The 19,575-nt window shown below is 59.8% G+C and carries 10 protein-coding genes and 6 pseudogenes; 9 read left to right on the forward strand and 7 right to left on the reverse strand.

Annotated features, from left to right (window positions below; genetic code table 11):
* Nucleotides 1-2: 2 nt before the first annotated feature.
* From tnpC to istA, 5 genes and pseudogenes are all read right to left on the reverse strand, one after another.
* Nucleotides 3-1,649 (reverse strand): IS66 family transposase, encoded by a 1,647-nt coding sequence (gene tnpC, locus JN279_RS36680; RefSeq protein ID WP_446720356.1) that lies wholly within the window; start codon nucleotides 1,647-1,649, stop codon nucleotides 3-5.
* Nucleotides 1,650-1,723: 74 nt separating this feature from the next.
* The gene (tnpB, locus tag JN279_RS39050; protein WP_202350284.1) at nucleotides 1,724-2,068 is read right to left on the reverse strand and encodes an IS66 family insertion sequence element accessory protein TnpB; all 345 of its coding nucleotides are present in this window, start codon (nucleotides 2,066-2,068) and stop codon (nucleotides 1,724-1,726) included.
* Nucleotides 2,065-2,409, reverse strand: a complete 345-nt coding sequence (locus JN279_RS36690) for a transposase (RefSeq protein WP_244734095.1) — start codon at nucleotides 2,407-2,409, stop codon at nucleotides 2,065-2,067. The genes tnpB and JN279_RS36690 overlap by 4 nt, the downstream gene beginning before the upstream one ends.
* A gap of 122 nt (nucleotides 2,410-2,531) precedes the next feature.
* Nucleotides 2,532-2,783, reverse strand: a pseudogene (locus tag JN279_RS36695) (ATP-binding protein); the annotation flags it as partial.
* Between the two features lie 10 nt (nucleotides 2,784-2,793).
* Nucleotides 2,794-4,320, reverse strand: a complete 1,527-nt coding sequence (gene istA / locus JN279_RS36700) for an IS21 family transposase (RefSeq protein ID WP_202350295.1) — start codon at nucleotides 4,318-4,320, stop codon at nucleotides 2,794-2,796.
* A 410-nt stretch (nucleotides 4,321-4,730) separates the two neighbouring features.
* On the opposite strand from istA, the gene JN279_RS36705 reads away from it, so the two are divergent.
* From JN279_RS36705 to asnB, 4 genes and pseudogenes are all read left to right on the forward strand, one after another.
* Nucleotides 4,731-4,979, forward strand: a complete 249-nt coding sequence (locus tag JN279_RS36705) for a hypothetical protein (RefSeq protein WP_202351599.1) — start codon at nucleotides 4,731-4,733, stop codon at nucleotides 4,977-4,979.
* A gap of 790 nt (nucleotides 4,980-5,769) precedes the next feature.
* A pseudogene (locus JN279_RS38585) lies at nucleotides 5,770-6,278 on the forward strand (IS5/IS1182 family transposase); the annotation flags it as partial.
* Between the two features lie 271 nt (nucleotides 6,279-6,549).
* Nucleotides 6,550-7,443 carry a LuxR family transcriptional regulator gene (locus JN279_RS36715; RefSeq protein WP_244734323.1) on the forward strand — a complete coding sequence of 298 codons (894 nt, stop codon included), beginning with the start codon at nucleotides 6,550-6,552 and terminating at the stop codon, nucleotides 7,441-7,443.
* An 805-nt stretch (nucleotides 7,444-8,248) separates the two neighbouring features.
* Complete coding sequence (gene asnB, locus JN279_RS36720) at nucleotides 8,249-10,078, forward strand: asparagine synthase (glutamine-hydrolyzing) (protein ID WP_202351601.1); 1,830 nt, start codon at nucleotides 8,249-8,251, stop codon at nucleotides 10,076-10,078.
* Nucleotides 10,079-10,237: 159 nt separating this feature from the next.
* On the opposite strand, the pseudogene JN279_RS38590 reads toward asnB, so the two are convergent.
* Nucleotides 10,238-10,581 (reverse strand): annotated as a pseudogene (locus tag JN279_RS38590) (transposase); the annotation flags it as partial.
* Nucleotides 10,582-11,057: 476 nt separating this feature from the next.
* Between JN279_RS38590 and JN279_RS36725 the strand changes: the two are divergent.
* The 5 genes and pseudogenes from JN279_RS36725 (at nucleotide 11,058) to JN279_RS36745 (ending at nucleotide 18,626) form a co-directional block, all read left to right on the forward strand.
* Nucleotides 11,058-12,002: a GHMP family kinase ATP-binding protein gene (locus JN279_RS36725; RefSeq protein ID WP_244734325.1), complete on the forward strand. Its 945-nt coding sequence runs from the start codon at nucleotides 11,058-11,060 to the stop codon at nucleotides 12,000-12,002.
* A 9-nt stretch (nucleotides 12,003-12,011) separates the two neighbouring features.
* Nucleotides 12,012-13,070: a cysteine synthase family protein gene (locus JN279_RS36730; protein ID WP_202351603.1), complete on the forward strand. Its 1,059-nt coding sequence runs from the start codon at nucleotides 12,012-12,014 to the stop codon at nucleotides 13,068-13,070.
* The gene (locus JN279_RS36735; RefSeq protein WP_202351604.1) at nucleotides 13,067-15,769 is read left to right on the forward strand and encodes a lyase family protein; all 2,703 of its coding nucleotides are present in this window, start codon (nucleotides 13,067-13,069) and stop codon (nucleotides 15,767-15,769) included. The genes JN279_RS36730 and JN279_RS36735 overlap by 4 nt, the downstream gene beginning before the upstream one ends.
* A 157-nt stretch (nucleotides 15,770-15,926) precedes the next feature.
* Nucleotides 15,927-17,124 (forward strand): annotated as a pseudogene (locus JN279_RS36740) (IS110 family transposase).
* 213 nt (nucleotides 17,125-17,337) lie between these two features.
* Nucleotides 17,338-18,626 (forward strand): annotated as a pseudogene (locus tag JN279_RS36745) (IS110 family transposase).
* 221 nt (nucleotides 18,627-18,847) lie between these two features.
* On the opposite strand, the pseudogene JN279_RS36750 reads toward JN279_RS36745, so the two are convergent.
* Nucleotides 18,848-19,389: pseudogene (locus tag JN279_RS36750) on the reverse strand (DDE-type integrase/transposase/recombinase); the annotation flags it as partial.
* Nucleotides 19,390-19,575 lie beyond the last annotated feature (186 nt).

The raw sequence follows: 19,575 nt of genomic DNA on the forward strand, positions 1-19,575 counted from the left end.
GCTCACAGCGTATCCGGACTGAAGTTCCACGGCATGAGCTGATCGATGCGGGAGATTGTCCAGCCCTTGGCGATGCGCTCAAGGGTTTGCTGGAGCCAGGCGAGTGGATCGACGCCGTTCATTTTTGCCGTCTGCAACATGGTGGCTATGGTCGCCCATACGCGTCCACCGCCTTCGGAGCCAGCGAAGAGACTATTTTTTCTGATTATTGTTTGCGGCCTGATGGCGCGCTCGACGATATTGGAGTCGATTTCGGCCCGGCCGTCGATGAGGAAGTGTTCGAGCGCTGCGCGACGTGACGTGGCATACCGGATCGCCTCGGCCAGTTTTGACTTTCCGGAGATGCGAGGCAATTCCTTTTCCCATAGCCTGAACAGGTCGGCAACGATCGCCGCGGACCGATCCTGGCGTGCAGCCATGCGAGCCACCGGACTATGGCCCCGGATCTCATCCTCTACCTTCCACAAGCCGGCCATCGTTGCGACCGTCTGTGATGCCAGACGCGAGGCGCCGCTGATGTGCAACTCATAGAAGCGCCGGCGTAAATGCGCCCAGCATCCTGCGAGCGTCATGGCATCATTGGCTCCAGCACTTGCCTTGGCGAGCTTGGTGTAGGCGGAGTAGCCGTCAACCTGCAGAATGCCCGTGAAGCCCGCGACGTGCCGTGCGACACACTCGCTGCCGCGACTGTCTTCGAAGCGATACGCCACCATGGGCGGCGCTGTTCCGCCATACGGCCGATCATCGCGGGCATATGCCCATAACCATGCCTTCCGGACTTTGCCGCTGCCCGGCGCAAGCGTTGGTAACGACGTCTCGTCCGCAAACACCCTTTCAGCCTGGCGGATGCGCTCCAGCACATAATCGGCCAGCGGCTGAAGCTCGAAGCCGACCTTGCCCATCCATTGCGCCATCAGCGCGCGGCTGAGTTCGACGCCATCGCGGGCATAGATAGTTTCCTGTCGATAGAGCGGCAGCCCATCGGCATATTTGGAGACTGCGACCTGGGCCAGAAGCCGCTCGGTGGGAATGCCGCTCTCGATGATGTGGGCAGGTGCCTGCGCCTGGAATACGCCGTCATGGTTTCTGTAGGCATATTTCGGGCGGCGAGTGACGATCACCCGGAACTTCGCCGGCGTGACGTCCAGACGTTCCGACACATCCTCGCCGATCAGCAGCCGATCCAAGCCCTCGCAATCCTCGGGCACCTCCGGCTCGATGATCTGCTCCACCCGCTCAAGATGGGCGGCAAATCCCTTGCGCGGACGGGGTGCGCGCCTCGCACGATCCGGGGCTACAGCTTCCAGATCCGCAACCGCCTCGGCGACGCCGCTCTCGATCTCCTCGAACACGAAGGCACATTGCTCGTCGCTCAGTCCGCCAATGCCCAGTCGCTCCGAGCTCCTGCCATAGCGCGACCGCTCCAGCATCTTCACAATCGCCGTCAGGGTGGCGATACGTTCGTCGGCTGCCTTGATGCGTGCCTCAGCCGCTTCCGCTCGGCTATCAGAGATCGCGATCCTCTCGGCCGCATGGCGTTCGTTTCGCGCAGCCTGGTTCTCCAGAAGCGCCGCCTTTTCGGTCAGCGCCAGAACCATCGCCTTTAGCGCATCAACGTCGTCGGGAAGGTCTGCGGCAGCCGTCTCCATGGCTGACATCACAGCACAAGAGTGACCTTTTTCCCAATCATTTCAGAGTCATGATTCACTTTGCCTCAGGCGTTTCAGCCCACGCTCCGAGGCCGCTTTACCGCTACCGGCCGGACCCGCTTCCAGTCCAGGCCGTCGACCAGGGCCAAGAGTTGCGCATGGTTTAGTCGGACACGCGCGGGCCCGATCCGCGGCCAGCAAAACTGCGATTTCTCGAGCGTTTTTGCATAGAGACAAACCCCTGATCCATCCCACCAGACGATCTTCACCCGGTCAGCTCTTTTCGAACGGAAGACATAAAGGGAACCATCGAAAGGGTCCACACCGCCGTCGCGAACAAGCGCCATTAAGGAGACCGGTCCCTTGCGGAAGTCGACCGGCGAACTTGCAACATAAACCGTCACGCCCGAAGGGATCATGCCGCCCGTACCGCTCGGATCACCCGTGCAAGATGATCCGCGTCCACGCTGCTGCCCACCCGCACAATCAAGTCGCCAACGACAATTTCCACGGGCGCGCTGTAGAGCGGCTCAAACCGGGTGAACTGAAGCGCCGGATCACCGCCACCCGATGCCGGCTGGTCCTTTCCAAGAGCCTTCCGCCGCCAGTTGAACAACTGCGATGGCGCAACGCCGACACCGCGCGCGATCGCCGAGATGTTTGCGCCAGGCACAAGCGTTTCCGCCACAAGCCGAGCCTTCGCCTCCTCCGACCATTGGCGCCGGGCCCGAAGGGGACGGATATCAAGATGCTCGATCACCTGACTGTTTCTATCATCAGGCATAGGCGTGCTTATAGAAATTCCCATCATCAGCTCCAAACAGAAAGCCGATGAATCTCAAATTCAGCTACCCGCCGCTACGTGGGGTTCCCTTGCCGCTTACGATCGAGACCGCGCGCAGCACGGTAATCGACATCCTCGGGCACGGCATGGTGGCGTAGCCGCGCATGACGAAGGCGGAGCGCAAGGCGCCGGTCATTACGGTATGTCGCCTCGTGATCGAGCAGCAGGGCAAGCCATTCGGCGTGGCTGAGGTTGTCGGCATCGCTGTTGCTTTCCAATTCGATGAACGCATGGGCCATGCCGGCCAGGCCGAGTTGCCCCAGCAGTTCGAGTGTCGGATGTTTGAGCATTGTAGTCCTTTCAGTTGTAATATCCGGAGCCCCGGATGTTGGTGTGGAAGATCGGCGTGTGGTCCGAGGCTTCGCGCGCCGGAACCTTGTCGAGCCCCTTCTCGAGGATCGATTTGACCGAGGGATAGTTGCGCGCCTGGATCTCCAGCGCGCGCCGCGCGGCCGCTTCCAGGCGTTCGGCGCCGAAGCGCTTCGCTAGCCCGATGATGCCGAGGCATGAACGGTAACCCTGCTCGGGATGCGGCCGATCCTCGATGATCTTTTCAACCAGCAACGACAGCATCGGCCCGATCCGCGCCGCTTCCTCCCGGATCTTCACGGGCGTCCATTCACGGTAGCGCCGATGGCTCGAGGGCATATGTTCGGGGATCGTCGTATGCCGCCCGTTGCCGCTGCCACGCATGTGCGCGGCGATGCGTTCGCCATCGAGGAAGATTTCGACGGTGCGTGTGGTAATTCGAGCCTCGACCTCGCGGCGGGCGAAGCGCCAGGGCACCGAGTAATGGTGGTGCTCAATCGCGATGTGATAATCGAGTCCGACTCGGCAACGCTTCCACTCAGCGTGGACCCACCGTTCCGCCGGCAGCGGCTTGAGGTTCGGCGCGTCGATCTCCTCGAACAGCTGGCGCCGCGTTTTGCTGAACTGGCGAAGCACCCGTGTGTCGTTGAGATCGGTGATGCATTCGGCGACCGCCGCGTTCACCTCGGCCAGGCTGTAGAAGATCCGGTTGCGCAAGCGGCCCAGGACCCAGCGTTCGACAATGCCGACACAGGCCTCGACTTTCGCCTTATCGCGTGGCTTCCTCGGTCTTGCCGGGAGCACCGCCGTGCCGTAATGACGCGCCATGTCGGTGTAGCTGCGGTTGACCATCGGATCGAAGTGACACGCCTTAATCACCGCGACCTTCGCGTTGTCCGGGACCAGAAGATGGGCCACGCCGCCGAAGAAGGCGAAGGCGCCATTGTGCGCCTCGATCCAGTCCGCGAACTGCTCGGTCCACGTCGCGCAGGCAAATGACAAGCTCGATCCGCCGAGCACCGCCACAAACAGATGGGCATCGCGCACCTCACCGGTCCGGCGGTCGACCACAACCGGCACCGTGTCGCCGGCGTAATCGACAAACATCTTCTCACCGCCCGCGTGGCTCTGCCGCATCGTCAGAGGCAGGCGGCCCTCCCAGCGCCGGAACAGGTCACACCAACGGCTGTAGCGATAGCCATCCGGGTGGGCGGCGACATACTCTTCCCACAGAACCTGCAGCGTCACATGCTTGCGCTTCAGCTCACGTGCTACCGCCGACCAGTCCGGTTCCGGCTGTTTGCGCCGGCCGGGCTTCATCCCAGGTAAGCCGTATAGGCAAGCTTCCAGGTCGGCATCGCTCATCTCGGCCGGGACCGGCCAGTTCAGCCCGGAGCGTGCAAACCGCTTCAGCATATCCCGGACCGTCGTCGGCCCGACCCCGGCACGCTCGCCAGCCATCCGCGTCGATAGCCCCGCTTCCAAGCTCAGACGTAAAATCTCGCGCACGTGGCGCATCCTAACCCTCCTCGTCGGCATCCATTCCTCCGGTCGTTGCCCGACCGGAACATGCCCCAAGGATCACGTTCTCCTAACTCCGAACTGCGCGCGATCGTGTCGGAATCCCGCGCGGGTAATTCTCGGAATGCTGCGCGCCATCAGTTCGGAATGCCGCGCGCGATCAAATCGGAACGGTGCGCGCGATGATCTCGGAATCCGCAGCGGGCGTCACCGGCGATCACGGCGTGCGTTTCCGACCAAATGACTCCGTTCTGCAACTGCTGAACTCCATCTGAATGTTATGTGGCGGAGGCAAGCTGGGTTTGGCCGGCCCGAAAGGGGTCAGGGCGGCTCCGCCACATAATCTCGCCCGACGCATAAGAACGGTTATGTGGCGCGCCACATAACCGTTCTCGGGCGCGGTCTACGTGTTCCGGGCCAAGCGGGCCGACCGCATCAAGCTCATCTACTTCGACGGCACGGGGGAACTGACATCGGTTGTGGTTCAGGCAGCGACCGAACTTCTACGCGAGGGGGCGCAACTGATCACCTGCGGCTGCGAGTACTCGATCAGATACCAGGAAGCGGTCCGCGACGCGGTAGACGTGCCCGTGTTTCTATCAAGCCTTCTCCTCGCTCCTTCCTCGAGCAGATGCTTCCCAGAGGCAAAGCGCTAGGCATCATTGGTAAGAAGTTCCTCTTCGCTGACTCAGGACATGTTGGAAGCGGCCGGGCTGCGAGCCAACGAGCATAGGGTGGTCGTCGCCGGACTCGAGGGCGCTCCGGCGTTCGCCGCCGATTGGGTTACGGCCAGCGGCGACCTGGACGTCAGCGCCCTAGAGGCCGAAGTAGTCGATGCTGCGGTGGCTCTACTTAAAGACCGGCCGGACATTGGGGTGTTGCTGCTTGAGTGCGGAACCTGCCGCCATACGCTGCGGCGGTCCAGCAAGCGACCGGCATTCCGGTCTTCGACTATACCTCGATGGTCGAGTTCTTCATTCGCGTGCTGATACGCAGACCGTTCACGGGGCTCACTTGAAGGCCACCGGCTCGAGTGGCGGGGACCTCGGCCAAGCCACGGTCTCTTCCGCCATAACGTAGCGGGAAGAGCATCATCAGCGACGCCGGATCCGCACAATGCGGTCGCTGGTCTTGCTCCGCTTTTGTGGAGAGCGTTTTCGAACTGAACCGGACTGAGATCGTTGAGCGTCGAATGACGCCGGACAGAGTTGTACGACGTATCAGCGTAATGGCCGTTTGCCGCCTTGGCTTGGCTGAGACGGTGCGCGAGAGCAGTTCGGCTTTCAAGCTCTTGAGTCGGCCGTGAAGAATTCGCAAGTCGCTGATAAGCCCAATTTGCGGTTCCGCAGGTAGCGGCCAGTTTGTGAATAGTTTTCTTGCAATCCCAGTTGGCGATTTGGCAGCCTGGCGAACCGTGATTCCACTGCTTTCATCGCAGTCCGCCGCGGCAAGGGCAAGGCTCACGCGCTCTACGCCCGGGGTGAAGGTGTCCGTGGCGACGACGCTGAAGCGCGCTCACAGGGGACTGTCAGTTCGCCCTGCACGCCATAGCACTTCCCGGGAACCTGATGGCCATAGCCTGCCCGGTTATCCCGACATGCAACGGATCATCGGATCCGAAACGCAGCGCATCCTCGCTGATGCCGGCTTTCGAGGCCACAATGACCCGCAAAGCCATAAGCTCAGGATCTTCAACGCAGGCCAGAAGCGCCGCGTGACGCCGGCCATCAAATTGCGAGATGCGACGACGATCGGCCGTCCAGCCGGTGATTAGTCACATCATGAACGAACACACAATGGACCGCAATTACCTTGCTCACGCGCGCAGGCGATGCGATCAACGCCATCCTGGCCGAGCCGGCTACAACTTCTCCCTCCTCCTCAGGTGGCTGAAGGCGTTTTTGTGGCTCGTGATCGACGCGTTCCTGAGCCGGACGAAGCAGCTTGCCGCTTAGCCGTCAAGATTGTTCACGGTAGACGACACCTAGGCTTGCGAAGCAACTCCGAAATAGCGGCGCGGCCTCCGAGGGCTCTCGGCAGTCGGTTTGAAGACGGCCTGCCCGCTCCCGGTGCCCCACGCTCCGGATGAACACTATAAGCCCCTCTCAAGGAGGAGCAGCAGGACAAATAGGCACCAATGATCACATACCTTCACACTTCCGAAATCGCAGCTTAATACTCATTTAATCGGAAATAACTTCATACTTTGCTGTAAAGAGGTAGGCTATGGCGATGCTGGCCCGCCGGCAGCTTTGTCCATACCAGGGACGGCGTCCCGATGCCACAGGCTGCGGAGGAGAGAAGATGGAACACTCGTCGAAGACCGCAGTCACTCAACGGCGGCGGCTGACTAACAGCGTGTCCGACCGACTTTCCTTGGTCCCGTCGGTGCATTTTCCGATGGCGACTAGTGAGGCGCTTGCGGCCCATTTCGGCCGATTTATCGACCAGACGGATGGTGTTGCTCATTCCGAGGAGTTGTTCGACCTGTTATCTGCATTTGCCCTGAATTTTGATTGCCCGTGGATCGCCTATCACTCACTTTCAGGTGGTCCGGCGATCATGCCGAAATATCCTGATGAATGGCAGCAGCGCTATTTCGAAATGGGCTACGACAGGATCGATCCCATCATCAAGATGAGTCGAAAGCGGGCAAGCGCCTTTCGGTGGAGCGAGGTGTACAATGACATAGGTACAACTGAAGAGGAACGGCGTCTTTTCGATGAGGCTGCGACGTGCGGCTTGAGGTCAGGCATCAGCGTTCCACTACACGGCTCGGATGCCAGCTTGGCGATCATGAGCTTCGCACAACTCGGTGGCTGCGAATTCCAAAATAAGACAATCACCTACTTGCAACTTGCTGCATTGCATTTCCATCTGAAGCTCGAAAATTTCGCGGATCCGATTGGCTTCGAGAAAGATCCTCGCCTTTCTTCAAGAGAAAAAGAGTGTATTTTGTGGACGGCGAGAGGGAAATCATCGCGGGAAATAGGAATCATTCTGGGGATAACCGTGAATACTGTTAATTTCCACATAAAGAGCGTTTTCAGAAAGCTGGATACGTCTAGCAGAACGGTTGCAGCTATAAAGGCGATAAACGCCGGAATTATCGAGTTGTAGGTGCAAAGCCGATCTTGGCGAGCAAAGAAGTTGGCATTCTTTCTATGAAAGCAGGTATGAATCAGAAGGGGATCTTGAACTTGAGCACTTTTGTTAAGCGAAGCCGAGCCGCGCGTCCGCCCTTGCCGACTTGATGTCGAAGCGGTCGGATGCGGCGAGCATGACGCCGCTCGTCAGGGTGAAGGTGAAGATGTCCACTCCCGGCATGTTGTGGAGTGCATAGACCTCCTAATCCGTGAGAGTGGGCAATCGCCAAAGCAATTGCGCCCCCGGCGCGCGAACGCCTCCCCAAATCGGCGCCTTGTCCTCGTCCGACTAATGACGCAGCTTGCGTCGCGACCGCACCGGCTCCGCCGTCAAACCTCAAAGATCCGGTGGTGATTCACACTTTTACTCATAGGATTCCACGCGTGCTTCATGCAGAAAAATGGGCGTTCAAACGTACGCTGGCTGCGTGGCGTGGCCTACGGAGCCGCGAAACAGCTTGGTGCTTCATGAATACTGGCTATGAGGTGGTAGTCCGTTTGAGACAGATTGTGCTGCCAGCACAAACCTCGGCGCCGCGTGTCACCGGCCTCCATCGAAATTGAACTCCATAACACTTGACACACTACCAGAACAGGTCGGTGCGCGTTGCGTGTCGCTATGATAGGAGTCGGCATCTGGGAACGAACCGTCGCGACTTATCGAGTTTACTCAAGTTGAGTCGATGAGCCGGGCGTGAAGCTTCATAGCTTGTTGGCGGGGTGCGGGTGCACCGCGGGCCGAAGTTGCGCGACAGTTACCTAGCGAAGGAGCAAAAAGCATGTGCGGCATCTGTGGATGGATTGATTTCGGTCGTGACCTGGGGAGTCCCGACGCGCGAAGGGAGCTTGCTGACATGACGGCCACCATGGCCTTTCGTGGTCCGGACGACGAGGGGACTTGGATCGACGGGACTGCGGCACTGGGACACCGCCGCCTGGCGATCATCGATATCCAGGGCGGTCGCCAGCCGATGACGCACCAGGAAGACGGCCGACCGGCGCTGGTGCTCGTCTACACGGGCGAGACTTACAACTACCGCGAACTGCGTCAACGGCTTGCCGCCCTGGGCCATCGGTTCGACACGAGCAGTGACACCGAGGTCGTGCTGCGCGCGCACGTTGAGTGGGGCCGCCGTGACCCCCGCAGCGCCGTGAGCGAACTCAACGGGATGTTTGCCTACGCAATCTGGGACACCGCCAAGCGCGAACTGCTTCTCATACGCGACCGGCTCGGCATCAAGCCGCTTTACTACTACCCCACCGAGCACGGAGTGTTATTCGGCTCCGAGCCAAAGGCGATCCTGGCCAATAGTCTCGCGGAACGGGCCATGGACGCCGACGGGCTTCGTCAAACCCTATGCTCTGTCCCCGACCCGGACAGCACCGTGTTCCGCGGCATGCGTGAGGTACGGCCCGGCCACATCGTCCGCGTTACCCGGGATGGCATCAAGCAGATGAGCTATTGGCATCTCACCGATAGCGGACACACCGACGATGTGCCTACCACCGTCCGGCGCGTCCGTGAGTTGCTCGATGACACGATCCAGCGGCAGCTCATCGCCGACGTGCCGCTGTGCACACTCTTGTCGGGCGGGCTTGATTCCTCGGCCATGACCGCACTGGCCGCGCGCTTCAGCGACGAACGGATCCGGTCCTTCGCCGTCGACTTCGTCGGCTACACCGAACATTTCACCCCTGGCCCGATGTGCGGCACACCTGACGGTCCGTATGTGGAGGAGGTCGCGAAGTTCGTTGGTACCCACCACATGGATATAACATTGTCTGCGGATGACCTCATGGAGCCGGGCGTGCGGGCCAGCACCCTGCACGCCCGTGACCTGCCCTTCACTTGGGGCGACGTGGACAGCTCACTCTATCTGCTGTTCCGGGCGATCCGGCAACACTCGACGGTGGCCCTGTCCGGGGAGTCGGCCGACGAGCTTTTCGGGGGCTACTCGTGGTTCCACGATCCCGCGCACGTTCAGGCCGACACATTTCCGTGGTCCGGCCACGTCGATATCGCGCACCAGTCTTTAGACCCCGGACTCGTCGAGGAGCTCGACCTCCCCGGATACCTCGACGAGCAGTACCGAAGGGCACTTGCGGAAGTACCCGCCGTGACCGGGCCGGCCTCGGCCGATCCGCACGAGCGTCGTATGCGTGAGGTCTGCTACCTCGCTCTAACGCGTTACCTGCCGACTCTGCTCGACCGCAAGGATCGGCTGAGCATGGCTTTGGGTCTCGAGGTGCGGGTCCCCTACTGCGACCACCGCCTCGTTGAGTACGTGTTCGGCGCCCCTTGGGCTCACAAGACTTTCGACAGGCGCGAGAAGAGCCTGCTGCGGGCCGCCACCGCCGACCTGCTGCCGCAGTCGGTGGTGCAGCGAGTTAAGAGCGTGTACCCGCCCATTCAGGATCCGACGTATGACAGAATGCTGCGCACCCGGTTCACAACGTTGCTGGACGACGGTAATGCCGCAGTGGCACCACTGCTGTCCGTCGACCGCGCACGCACCTTACTCAACGCGACCGACAGCATTAGGTGGGTGGAGTGCATCCTGACCCTTCAGGATTTCCTGACCGATTACAACATGAGCCTGACGGTCTGAGACTGCGGAACAAGCAACGCTGCGCAGGACGTGTAGCGCGACATGCGGGCACACAGCAACGCCGAGCTCGAACTCGTCCCGCCTGTCGCGCAACGGGCCGGATTGGCACATAAGAACAGCAAAGGACGCCCCATACGCGGATCTCGCACACGCTCATAACCGCGCATACATCGACAGGATCTTGGCGTCGAAGTAGGGAAAGCGGCGCCGGTACCTGGCGATCAGCGAAGGTCCCGCCCGGTCCGCGCGGGATCGACATTGTCGTTCGAGCTGCCGGTCAAAACTGCATTCTTCGAATGGCCGTTCGGTCGATTGGCACCGCCCTCGGCGCGCTCCTCATCGAGGTGCTCGTCTGGCTCGACGTTCAGTATCCGCTCCGAAGCGCCTTCTCAGGTCGTTGAGCAATCCGCCCTTGGCAAAATCCCATTCGGATCACGACCAGCAAGCAACTGGTCCATACGTTCCTTCTCGATGCCATGTGATGATTCTCTCCTTTCTATCATCATGGCCTCGCGCACAGAACTCCTGACAGTCCCATCAGATCCGCCCGAAGGTGGCAAAGCAGGACCATTGGTCTGCTCAAAATGGCTTTGACGCGGCGCCAACGAGTTTCACTGAGGCATTCGTTTCACTGAGGCATTCCATGTCACGCCGCCGGAATTCACACGGTGCAACAGATCCTAAATACAATTTCACAGAATCTTTGCGAGCTAAAATCACTAACAATGGTACGTTCACCCCGAAATCCCGAGTTAGGCGCCTAGCGCACCTAGGTACTTAAAAGTACGCCAACCGAAACGCTGACTTGTTTAAGATGATCTGGGCTCGTAGCAGCAAATCACACTTCGATATACCTGACGCGGGAAGTGATATGGTGATCCAAAATTCCACGCATCCTATCGGCTCTCGAGAAAGCGGGGCGAGCATCTCGACTAGAGAACTTCTCGAAGCGGCCGCCGATGAAGTGTGGAGGCCATACATGTATTATCAGACGTTCGATGGCGCAGATGCAGCCCACATTACCGACGAGGACGGGCAGCCAAGAGTTCATTCTAGCGACGCTCTTTGTTGCGGCACATTCGGCGAGTTGCTGCAAGGCCAGTTGGCGGTCGACTCCGTTCCCCGGGACCCCCACTTCTTGGTCACGATGCCCATCGCGCTCTTTGCGCGAGCTCACTTCATGCCGATTGCAGGCACACAATGCGTAACCGTTTGTCCGCCACATAAAATCAAAGCTAAGCGGTTGGCTGAGAACCTGGTGGTTGCGCTCGGCGCCTCAGGAGGATTCCTCTTTTTGGAATCTGAGCTCCCCGAAGGCAAAGGGCTGGCGAGTTCGTCTGCGGATCTCGTTGCGACGGCACGGTCAATCGCATGCTGCTTCAGACGCAGAGTCCGAACATCATTGATCGAGAAGCTGATGGCGGAGATCGAGCCATCCGACGGGGTGATGTACCCAGGAGTGGTCGCATATCAGCAGCGTGCATGTGGCCTTCTCTCCTTCCTTGGGCAAATGCCGCCGCTAGCAATCGTTGGCATCGATGAAGGAGGAACTGTCGAAACCGTCGATTATGATCAGCGGCGAGGTGAAATCTCCGCCGGTCGCAGAGCAGAATATCACCAATTGCTCCACTGCGCACGAATCGCAATCTCGCGGGGTGACACGGCCACGATAGGCAGAATAGCTACGACCAGCGCGCTCCTGCATCAGGAACGGGCTCCAAAGGAGCATCTGAACTCGATGCTGAAAGCATCCGAGTCAACTGGCGCTCTCGGGGTCATAGTCGCGCACAGCGGCACGATGATTGGGATTCTGCTTGACCGAATGGCGGCTGACTTTCCACAGAAGCTTCGGTCCGTGCTCGCCCATGTATCCCCTATCGACAACTCGCCAAAAGTATATCTGACCATGACTGGATCTCGCTGAGGTAGCAATATGAACGCTGTTCGCAGACGCCTGCCATTCTCCAGCTATTCTGATGCCTATGCTCTCCCCAGCATTATTATGTGCGAGACAAACCTTTATCTTGCGCAGTTCGCGTTCATGAAACTTCTCCCTGCGAAGTATATCATTGAGAAAGCGCTAGCCCGAGGAAATTTGACTGACGGCATGAAAGTTATCGAGACCTCGAGTGGAACCTTCGCACTCGGTTTGGCCGTAGTTTGCCGGGAACATGGTTTTCAGCTCGAAATCTTCACAGATCCAGTGATGGACAAAGGCCTGGAAAACAGGTTGATCTCCTTGGGAGCCGAAATTGTCATAATAACCGAAAAAGCGAAGCGGGGTGGTTATCAAAGAAGCCGCCTCGACGCATTACACGCTAGGATGAGACAGTTGGGCTCCTCCTGTTTCTGGCCCCGGCAATACGAAACACCGGACAACCCCGCAGCGTATGCGCACTTCGCGGACCAAATATCGGGGATATTGGACGCCGACATAACGTTAATCGGTTCTGTGGGGTCAGGCGGCTCTACTTGCGGAACGATGGAGCGCCTCCGCCAAAAAGCCCCTGGCGCGCGGCTAATTGGAGTGGACACTTTCAATAGCGTCATTTTTGGCCAACAGGATGGCGAACGGAAACTGCGGGGACTGGGGAACAGTCTTGTCCCGAAGAACGTCAAGCACGAACTATACGACGAGGTGCATTTCATCTCGGCTCCGCTCGCGTTTGCCGCCACGCGTACTCTCCACGAGCGGCACGCCGTTTTCGCCGGACCGACTTCCGGCGCGAGCTACGTCGTGGGGCGCTGGCGCGCTCGGCAGTATCCGGAAGAGACAGTAGTCGTCATATGTCCTGATGAAGGCCACCGCTACGTCGAAGCTGTTTACGATCATAAGTGGCTCGAGCAGAACGGAAGTCTAGATGAAGGTGTACCCCTGGACGCGCCGGCAACCGAAAATCATCCCTCGACGGCTCTCCCACCATGGAACCGATATCATTGGAATCGGAGAAGCCGGGAAGCTGTCCTACACTTGCTGGAGAATGCTTCATGACGAACCGGGGTAGCTTCCTTTTCGTGGAAAGCAACACGACAGGCACCGGTGAACTATTGATGAAGCGGGCCCGATTCCTGGGCTTTGAGCCCTACCTCGTCACGCGCAATCCCGCGCGTTACCCGTTTCTCAGGGACTCCGTCGCTGAAGTGATCGAAGCTGAAACCCGCAGCCCGGATGAACTCATTGGGGTCGCCGTCAAATTAAAAAGCCTCGCGGGAATATATTCGTCTTCAGATTATTTTGTGGAAGCAGCGGCAAGCCTCGCGGCGGCGATCGGGCTGCCAACAGCGGATTCGGGTGCTATAGCCACCTGCCGGAACAAATGGCAGCAAGCGGTCGAGTTGGAAAGAGCTTCAATCACGATCCCTAAAACTCAGTTGGCCACTTCCGTCAGAGACGTCGAGAACATCCTTACACAAGCTACTCTGCCGGTGGTCGTGAAGCCGGTCTCCGGAAGCGGTAGTAGCGGAGTGCGGTTGTGCGATAGTGCCGGAGCCGCCATCAAGGCATTTGAGAGTGCAAAGGACGTGTTGTTGGATCAAGTGAATCTGCCCAGTCCCGACATCCTCATCCAGCAATATATACCGGGTAAGGAATACTCTGCCGAGATAATTGCTTACGATGGGACGCTGCATTGCCTTGGAATTCTTGCCAAGCACAAAGGCCCGGCTCCCTGCTTCGTCGAGATAGGGCACGACTTCCCGGCCCCGCTACCGGAGCCATCCCTCAAGGAACTGGCTTCTTTCGCTGCGCGAGCGGTGTCAGCTCTGGGCCTGAAGTTCGGACCGGCTCATGTGGAATTCGTGATAACGGAGTCGGGCCCCGTCATCATCGAGGTCAACCCCAGGCTGGCTGGCGGAATGATTCCAGTCATGCTCTCGCACGCCTTGGGCACGTCAGTCCTTGACATGGTGATTGGACTTTACGTGGGAGAAGGCTTCACGCCTCCACGGGTGAGCGCAAGGGCGGGAGCCATCCGTTTCCAACTCGCTCATAAATCCGGCAAGCTCAAACGCCTGAGCTTTTCTCGAAATCCAGAGCCGACAGTACCCGACGCGGGGCTTCTGAAATCTGAGGGGGAGGAAGTTCAAATAAACGGCGACTTTAGAGACCGCGTAGCCTACGCCGTAGGCGTCGCTGATGAACTCGAAGCTGCCGCCGCCGCAGCTCAACAGATGATCGATTCCATTGCAATCGATATCGAGGCGGCTACTGGCGAATCGGACAACAAGCAAGTCGCTGGGCCAAGCGACGGCATGTGGAACCTACATCCCGACGCGATGAAGTTGCTCGCTCCGCCTATCGAAATCTCGCGTGACGGTCGCCTTCTGCATTACCAAGCGGCCATAGACGAAGCACATCTGGTGATGCTTGCGGACCAGGGCTTGGTCAGCCAAGCAGCCGCTGCCGATCTCCTCAAGCACATCTTGGACCTCCAGGACGAGGGCTTTCAGTCTTTGGAGGGCCGCGATGCTCCGCGTGGCCTCTACCTAGCCTATGAGGCGGAACTTGCCGCCAGAGCTGGACCGGAAAAGGCCGGCTGGCTGCACCTTGCGAGGTCCCGCAACGACTTGAACGCGACCATTTCTCTCCTGGTCCTTCGGGAAGCCGCATGTTCAATCTCGCAAGAAACAGGGATTGTACAGGATGCACTGCTTCGACGAGCGGAAGAGGCGTCGGGACTTGTGAGTCCGTTGTACAGTCAGTATCAGATCGCGCTCCCTGGGTCGCCCGGGCACTACCTGCTCGGCGTCTTCTTCGCTCTGGGGCGGGAGCGCCAGCGCCTCCATTGCCTGCTGGAAGACATCAGGAACTGCCCTATGGGAGCGGGTGCCGGCGGAGGCACCAGCATGCCTATAGATCCGTTGAAGACCGCAAATCTTCTGGGATTCGAACTACCGTCATTCAATTCAATCGATGCGGTTGCAAGCCGCGATCATCATCTGCAGGCGCTTTCAGTCTTCGCTGGCATTTCAATTTTGCTCAGTCGTGTGGCCCAGGACCTGCAGGTTTGGACGACACATGAGTTCGCTCTCATCGACGTTCCTCACAGTCTTGCTGGCGGCTCTTCCATGCTGCCTCAAAAGAAGAACCCGTTTCTGCTTGAACACATCAAGGGGTCGGCAAGCACCGTGATCGCCGCATACGTTTCTGCGGCAACGGCTACCTGCAAGTCGCCTTTCAGCAACTCGATCGAAGCAAGCAACTACGGCTGCTCTTCTCTGGGCCTTGCTAAAGATGCGCTGAAGCGGGCCATAACCCTAACGTCGCTCATCGTGAAGTTTATGTCTTTCAACGTGAGGTCGATGCGTGAAAATCTAGAAGACGGCTCATCGATGACGACCGTCGCCGCCGAACGGATGGCGTCGCGAGGCACTCCTTTCAGGAAGGCCCACACACTAGTTGGTGAGATCACGGAACGCCTGTCTCAGGATAGCTGCGTCGCGGAGCGCCGAAGCGAGCTGGCTAGCCATCTCGCTGATGTGTTGCCGGCGAGTCTTGAAGAGTGCAGGGACGCTCTGCGGTTCGGAGGCGGACCCGGAAAACAATCAACAGACGACCAGCTTTCCGTGGCAAAAACGCTCTTTCGCGAGGCCCAGCGGAAATGCGCGGACACAGGGGAACGCTGGGCGCGCGCCGAGATGCACCGCAAACAAAGGGTGAGAGAATTCATTCATAGATACCGAGCCACCTGAAGGTGGATCAACGCGCGGCACCTACGACAATGACCCCTCCCAGGCAAGGTGGGCTGCTGGCCGCCGACGGCATAGGATGCATGAAACTATCCGGCCTGTCGCTAGAGCGAACACGCTCCTGCCATCGATGGTGGAGGGAACCGTGCGTATTATCGGCATGGACATACACCGCGTAGCCGCCGAGGTCGTGTCGTTGCTTGATGGCGAGATCGTCAAGCTCGGCCGCGTTAAAATGCTGCGCAATGAGCTCGAGGAGTTCGCCAGGAGGGAACTCACCCACGATGATCATGTGGTGATCGAGGCGACCGGCAATGCCACCGCCGCCGCTGAAGTGCTGTCGCCCTTCGTGGATCGGATCGTGATCGCCAATCCCAAGCAGGTGCATATGATCGCGCACGCGAAGGTGAAGACTGACACGATCGACGCCACTGTCCTTGCGAAGCTTTACGCCTCGGGCTTTCTGCCGGAGGTCTGGGTTCCGGATCCGGGGACACTTGCCATCCGAAGACAGGTCACCAGACGGACACAGCTGGTTCGCCAGCGTTCGCGGCTGGAGAACCTGATCCAGTCAATCCTCCACGCCCGCCTGATTCCACCGTGTCCGCATGGGAACCTCGTTCGGGATCAGCGGGCGCAAATGGCTGACGAGGCAAACATTGCCCGCGGATGAGCGCGCCGCGATCGAGCGCCACCTCGCAGATCAACGAGGCGTTGACGGTGGTCGAGGCGGATATCGCGGTGCATGCCCTCCAGGATCCGACAATCCGCCGCCTGATGACGTTGCCCGGCATCGACGTCACGGTGGCTGCAAGCGTTGCCGCGGCAATCGGCGACATACAGCGCTTCAGCGATCCACAGAGGCTCGTCGCCTATCTTGGCCTCAATCCGAGCGTGCGGCAGTCCGGTGAGGGACCGGCCTACCATCGCCGCATCACAAACAGGGCCGCGGCCATGCGCGGGGGATGCTGGTCGAGGCGGCATGGGCGGCTGCGCGCTCGCCGGGTCCTCTGCGCGCCTTCTGCAAGCGGATCGCCTCGCGTCGAGGGAAGCATATCGCGGCCGTCGCCACTGCGCGCAAGCTTGCAATGATCATCTGGCACATGCTGAGCAAGGATACCCACTACATCTGGGCCCTGCCGGCCTTGCTCGCCCGCAAGTTCAGATCGGTCGAGCTGCGTGCCGGCCTCCCGACCAGCCATGCCGGGCGCGGCACCGCCTTCGACTACAACATCCCGGCCAAGCGGGCCGAAGAACGATCCCGAGTCAAAAAGGCGGAAGCTGCCTATGCCGCAGCGACCTCCCGATGGCGAACGAGGCCGGAAAGGCCGAAGGCTGTGGAAAAAGCCGCCGAATGAGAAGAAGGGGCTATTCTTGGATCCGCCCAGGAGAGGATGGCGTTCGAGGTGAACTCGCTGCCATAGCACCTACGGAATGAAGGAGTGGCGGCGACCGAGAGAGCGGTGCGCGCAGCTTTTCGCTGCAGGCGCGCACCGCTGTCGAGGCGGCCATGGCCAGTCAAAGTTTCTCTAGAATGTGAATGTTCACAACCCATTCCGGAGGGACCGACCATGACCACTTCAGATTCTACACCCGCCGCCGCGGTGCTGATAGCGATCGACATTGCCAAGGTGCGCAATGAAGTTCTGATCGAAGCACCAGGTCACAAGCGCCGGCGTCGCCTTTTGGTCCTCAACACCCGTGCTGAGCACGACCATCTGATAGAGGTGCTGCAGGCATATGGCCGCCCTGTGGTCTGCGCCTTTGAGGCGACCGGGAACTATCACCGGCCGATAGCATGGCGCCTGGCTGAAGCGGGTTTGAGGTGCGGCCTGGTGTCGTCGCTGGCGCTGGCCCGAACACGAGAAGCGTTACACAACAGCTGGGACAAGAACGATCCAAAGGATGCACAGGTGATGCTGCACATGCTCAGGATCCAGGCGACACAAGTCTACCATGATCCGCTGCGCGCCGGCATCAACGACGTGCAGGAGCTGTCGAAGACCCATGAAGCGATCGCCAGGGCCAAGACCGAGATCCAGCACCGTATCCTGACGCACTACCTGCCGCTGTATTCTCCCGAGATCGATCGCTTCCGGGGGAACAGCCGCAGCGACTGGTTCTTCGCTTTCCTCCATGCCTTTCCTACCCCGGCAAGCATCACGGCCTTGACGAAGGAGGAGTTTGTGACAGGAGCGTGGGATGTCGTCGGTCGCAAGGTCAGCAAGACACAGATCCTGATGGATATTTACGAGACGGCGCGCTCATCGATCGGACTGCCGCTGCCGCTCGATGCCCCTGCCATTCGCATGTTCCGGATGGTCATTGACGAGGCACGCAGCCTGATCCGGCAACGCAATGAGATCGAAGCCCAGGCCGATGAGCTGTTGCGGCACAGCCAGGATTATCAGCTCCTTCGCCAGATCCCCGGCATCGGGCCGATCAATGCGCTGACGATCATTGCCGAAGCCGGCGATCTTCGCCGTTTCGGTCATCATCGCCAGTTTCTAAAGTTCTGTGGGCTGGACCTCTCGACACAGCAGTCAGGCCAATATCGCGGCCAGACCCGCCTTTCCAAATTCGGCAATGCTCGGCTGCGCCGCACCCTGTGGATCGCCGGACAAGTCGCCATCCGCCAGCGGGAGAATGGCTTCCGTCATAAGTTCGAACGCTACATTGCCAGGGATCGCGACAATCCCGATCTACGCCGCAAGGCAATGACCGCTATTACCGCCAAGATGGCGCGCGTCGTGCACGCTGTCGTCAAAGGTGGTTCCGACTACCGGCCCTTCGTTGAAGGGCGGGTGCCAGGTGGAAGAACCTCTGTCAGCTAAGGGCCGTGAGGGCATCGCTTCGATGACCCTGTAGATAATGTTCGGGTCTTTCGCCTGGATCAGAAGCTCGTGTTGAGGACGGTGAGGGCCGCCTCCGTGCGTACCCTTTGTTTGCTATGGACGAGACCTTTTCCCTTGCCGGTGGAAGCCGCCTGTTTCGACGACTTGACCAACGTCACGCAGCGAGAGCATGCTGGCGGATAGAGAGACCTTGACTGCAGGCTCCATTTCGTTCCGCGCTTAGGACGTTGTCGCTGACGATCATTCTCGACCCGCCGCGCTCGGTGATGAGCCGGTCCAATTCTCGGCAACCCGCATGCCCGAGAGAGACGTATCAACGATGAGTGCCAGGCACTCTCTCGTGCAGTCGTCGACGGCGGCCAGGATGCGGAAGCGGCGCCCGTCCGTGATCTGGTCCGATACGAAGTCGAGCGACCAGCGCTCGTCCGGCCTCAGCGGCACCAGCATCGGCGCCCTGGTCCCGATCGCCCGCTTGCGGCCGCCACGGCGGCGAGCAGCAAGCTTCTCCTCCCGTAGAGCCGGAACAGCTTCTTGTGGTTCACGACCAGGCCCTCCCGCCTCAGCATCACGAGAAGACGCCGGTAGCCGAACCGGCGACGCTCCTGCGCGATCGCCTTCATCCGCTCGCGAAGCTCGCGGTCGTCCGGCCTGCTGGTCTCGTAGCGAACCGTCATGCGGCAACAGCCGATGGCTTTACACGCCGCCGTTCGCTCATCCCGAAGCCTCCTTCAGGCGAGCGCCAGCTTTCCGCTTGGCCGCGGTGCGGATTCCGAGATCATCGCGCGCACCGTTCCGATTTGATCGCGCGCGGCATTCCGAACTGATGGCGCGCAGCATTCCGAGAATTACCCGCGCGGGATTCCGACACGATCGCGCGCAGTTCGGAGTTAGGAGAACGTGATCCTTGGGGCATGTTCCGGTCGGGCAACGACCGGAGGAATGGATGCCGACGAG

This window comes from Mesorhizobium sp. 113-1-2 (assembly GCF_016756475.1).
Lineage (GTDB): Bacteria > Pseudomonadota > Alphaproteobacteria > Rhizobiales > Rhizobiaceae > Mesorhizobium > Mesorhizobium loti_C.

Bases quoted from the DNA above. Each gene is read 5' to 3' on its own strand.
- tnpC (WP_446720356.1), bottom strand. From the start codon at position 1,649: ATGGAGACGGCTGCCGCAGACCTTCCCGACGACGTTGATGCGCTAAAG.
- JN279_RS36715 (WP_244734323.1), top strand. From the start codon at position 6,550: ATGGCGATGCTGGCCCGCCGGCAGCTTTGTCCATACCAGGGACGGCGT.
- istA (WP_202350295.1), bottom strand. From the start codon at position 4,320: ATGCGCCACGTGCGCGAGATTTTACGTCTGAGCTTGGAAGCGGGGCTA.
- JN279_RS36725 (WP_244734325.1), top strand. From the start codon at position 11,058: ATGTATTATCAGACGTTCGATGGCGCAGATGCAGCCCACATTACCGAC.
- JN279_RS36735 (WP_202351604.1), top strand. From the start codon at position 13,067: ATGACGAACCGGGGTAGCTTCCTTTTCGTGGAAAGCAACACGACAGGC.
- JN279_RS36730 (WP_202351603.1), top strand. From the start codon at position 12,012: ATGAACGCTGTTCGCAGACGCCTGCCATTCTCCAGCTATTCTGATGCC.
- tnpB (WP_202350284.1), bottom strand. From the start codon at position 2,068: ATGATCCCTTCGGGCGTGACGGTTTATGTTGCAAGTTCGCCGGTCGAC.
- asnB (WP_202351601.1), top strand. From the start codon at position 8,249: ATGTGCGGCATCTGTGGATGGATTGATTTCGGTCGTGACCTGGGGAGT.